Origin of the sequence: Cellulomonas pasadenensis, from assembly GCF_047229365.1 — a bacterium.
In the GTDB taxonomy this organism is placed as follows: Bacteria; Actinomycetota; Actinomycetes; order Actinomycetales; family Cellulomonadaceae; genus Cellulomonas.
Map to the genome: position 1 here is coordinate 1 of NZ_JBFTEP010000224.1, position 3,243 is coordinate 3,243.

Consider the following 3,243-nt stretch of genomic DNA (forward strand, 5'->3'; position numbering starts at 1 on the left):
GCGACGGCGAGGACCCCGACCGCCGCCGGTACCGGGCCGGGCGCTCCCGGCGGGCCGAGCACGGCCACCACGGCGGCGACCGCGAGCACCGCGGGCGCGAGCAGACCGGTGAGCCGCCGGCCCAGGACGTGCGGCAGGCCGCGCACCCCCGTCGCTGCGTCGTCCTCGAGGTCGGGCAGCACGTTGGCGAGGTGTGCGCCGACCCCGAGGAGCGCCCCGACCGCGAGGAGCCAGCCGGCCGGGCGGGCGTCGCCGGGCAGCGCCAGGACCACGAACGCCGGCAGCAGCGCGAACGCCACCGCGTACGGCAGCCAGGACGCGACCGTCGACTTCAGCCGCAGGTTGTACGCCCAGCCCATCGCCACCGCACCGACCTGCGCCGCGCCCGCGAGGGCGCCGGCGGCGAACGACAGCGCGACGGACGCCCCCAGCGCGAGGAGGGCGGCCGTGCGCAGCGTGCGCGCCGTGACCGCCCCCGCCACCACCGGCTTGTCGGTGCGCCCCACCGCGACGTCCCGTGCCGCGTCCAGCCAGTCGTTCGACCAGCCGATCGACAGCTGCCCCGTGAGCACGGAGGCCAGCACGAGGAGGACCGTCGCGGGCGGCGCGCCGATCCCGCCGGCGAGCGCCGCGCACAGCGTCGTGACGACGACCGTCGGCCCCGGGTGGCACGCGCCCGCGAGCGCGGCGAGCGTGCGGGCGGGCGTGCGGGCAGGGGTGCGGCCGGGCGTGCCCGGGACGCCCGGGGCCGCGGCTCGGTCGGGCACCGAGCCGGCGGGCACCGGGCTGGTCGGCAGGGAGCCGGCGGGCAGGGGCCCGTCGGCTGCGGATCGGTCGGACGCGGGACGGTCGGGCACGCTGCGACGGTAGCCCGCCGCGCCGTCCCACGACGCCCGTGGCACGATGCCGAGGTGTCGCGCGTCGTCGCAGTCGCCCCCGCCCTGCCGGGGCCCCCGCACGCCCAGGACGTGATCTCCGACGTGATCGCGCCGCTGGTCACGGGCACGGACACGCGGGCCGGGCAGCTGATGCGCCGCCTGCACCGCAACAGCGGCGTCCGCACGCGGCACCTGGCCCTGGCGCCCGAGCGGTACGCGGAGGTGCGGGACTTCGGGCAGGCGAACGACCTCTACCTGGCGGTCGGCACGGACCTGGCGGCGCGGGCCGCCCGCGACGCGCTCGACCGTGCGGGCATCGCCCCGGAGGACGTCGACCTCATCCTCTTCACGTCCGTGACCGGCATCGGCGCACCGTCGGTCGACGCCGCCCTCGTGGACCGGCTCGGGCTCCGGCGCGACGTCAAGCGGTTCCCCTCGTTCGGGTGGGGCTGCGCCGGCGGCGCCGCCGGCCTCGCCCGGGTGCACGACTACCTCGTCGGGCACCCGCACGACGTCGCGCTGCTCGTCTGCCTCGAGCTGTGCTCGCTGACGCTGCAGCACGGCGGCACCGACCCGGCCGACCTCGTCGCGAGCGGCCTGTTCGGGGACGGTGCCGGCGCCGCGGTGCTCGTCGGCCGCGACCACCCCGCCGCGGCGGCCGCCCCCGGCCCCGAGGTCGTCGCCACGCGCAGCCGCCTGTACCCCGGCACGGACGCGGACCTCGGGTGGCGGATCGGCGCGTCGGGCTTCCGGATCGTGCTGTCCGCCGGCCTGCCCGACGTCGTGCGCGGCGAGCTGGCCGGCGACGTCGAGGGTCTGCTCGAGGCGCACGGCCTCAAGACCGGTGACGTCACGCGCTGGGTCGTCCACGCGGGCGGGCCGAGGATCCTCGACGCCGTCGAGCAGGCGCTCGCCCTGCCGGCCGACGCGCTCGCGGCCAGCCGGGCCTCGCTCGCGGCCGTCGGCAACCTGTCGTCCGCGTCGGTGCTCGACGTGCTCGACCGCACGCTGCGCGCCGGCGCCCCCGGCGGGTCACCCGGCGTGCTCCTCGCGTTCGGGCCCGGCGTGAGCGTGGAGATGGTGCTCCTGCGCTGGTCCACGGCAGGCTGAGCGCATGCTTCCCCTCTACCTCGTCGTCGTCGGCCTCACCGCCGTCGAGCGCCTCGTCGAGCTCGTCGTCTCGACCCGCAACGCCCGCTGGTCGTTCGCCCGTGGCGGCGTCGAGAGCGGCCGCGGGCACTTCCCGGCCATGGTGGTGCTGCACACGGGGCTGCTCGTGGCGTGCGTCGTCGAGGTCCTGGTCGCCGACCGGCCGTTCCTGCCGTGGCTCGGCTGGCCGGCGCTCGCGCTCGTGGTCGCGAGCCAGGCGCTGCGGTACTGGTGCATCGCCACGCTCGGACCGCGCTGGAACACGCGCGTCATCGTCGTGCCGGGTCTGCCGCTCGTCGACCGCGGCCCGTACCGCTGGATCCCGCACCCGAACTACGTCGCGGTCGTCGTGGAGGGCATCGCCCTGCCGCTCGTGCACAGCGCGTGGGTGACCGCGCTCGTGTTCACGGTGCTCAACGCCGTGCTGCTGCTGCGCTTCCGCATCCCCGCCGAGGAGCGGGCGCTGCGGGCGGCGACCGCGGCGGCGTAGCGCGCCGTGCCGGACACCGACGTCCTCGTCGTCGGCGGCGGGCCCGTCGGGCTCGCCGCGGCCGTGGAGGCGCGTCGCCGCGGGCTCGAGGTCGTCGTCCTCGAGCCCCGCACAGGGACGGTCGACAAGGCGTGCGGCGAGGGCCTCATGCCGGGCGCGCTGCGGCTGCTGCAGGACTGGGACCTCGACCCGCCGGGGCACCCGCTCGCGGGCATCAGCTACCGGTCCCCCGCCGGGCACGTCGACCACCGCTTCCGCGGGCCCGCCGGTCGCGGCGTCCGGCGCACCGCGCTGCACGACGCGCTGCGGGCGCGCGCCGCCGACCTCGGTGCCGTCACCGTGCCGCGCCGCGCGCACGACCTGCGCGTGACCGGTGACGGCGTGGTCGTCGACGGCCTGTCGGCCCGGTACCTGCTGGCGTGCGACGGGCTGCACTCGGGCGTGCGGCGGCGGCTGGGCCTGGAGGCGCCGGCGCCCGCCCGGCGCGGCGGTGCGGACCGGCGCCGGTACGGGCTGCGGCGGCACTACCGCGTCGCGCCGTGGACGGACCTCGTCGAGGTGCACTGGTCACGCGACGCGGAGGCGTACGTGACGCCCGTCGGAGCCGACCTCGTGGGCGTCGCCGTGCTGGGGCCCCGCGGCGCGGACCTCGACGCGACGCTCGCGGCGCTGCCGGAGCTGGCTGCGCACCTGCGCGGGGCGGAGCCCGCGGGGGCCGTGCGGGGC

General features: G+C 78.4%; 4 protein-coding genes. 3 read left to right on the forward strand and 1 reads right to left on the reverse strand.

The window, feature by feature from the left end; translation table 11 throughout:
* The coding region (locus tag AB6N23_RS17840) for a UbiA family prenyltransferase (protein WP_412867309.1) at positions 1 to 857 on the reverse strand (857 nt) is incomplete at its 3' end.
* Positions 858 to 911: 54 nt separating this feature from the next.
* Here AB6N23_RS17840 and AB6N23_RS17845 point away from each other — a divergent pair.
* The 3 genes from AB6N23_RS17845 to AB6N23_RS17855 form a co-directional block, all read left to right on the forward strand.
* Positions 912 to 1,988, forward strand: a complete 1,077-nt coding sequence (locus AB6N23_RS17845; protein ID WP_412867310.1) for a type III polyketide synthase — start codon at positions 912 to 914, stop codon at positions 1,986 to 1,988.
* A gap of 4 nt (positions 1,989 to 1,992) precedes the next feature.
* The gene (locus tag AB6N23_RS17850) at positions 1,993 to 2,517 is read left to right on the forward strand and encodes an isoprenylcysteine carboxyl methyltransferase family protein (protein WP_412867311.1); all 525 of its coding nucleotides are present in this window, start codon (positions 1,993 to 1,995) and stop codon (positions 2,515 to 2,517) included.
* A gap of 6 nt (positions 2,518 to 2,523) precedes the next feature.
* The coding region (locus AB6N23_RS17855) for an NAD(P)/FAD-dependent oxidoreductase (protein WP_412867312.1) at positions 2,524 to 3,243 on the forward strand (720 nt) is incomplete at its 3' end.

Coding starts and splice junctions, on each gene's coding strand:
- AB6N23_RS17850 (WP_412867311.1), top strand. CDS start 1,993: ATGCTTCCCCTCTACCTCGTCGTCGTCGGCCTCACCGCCGTCGAGCGC.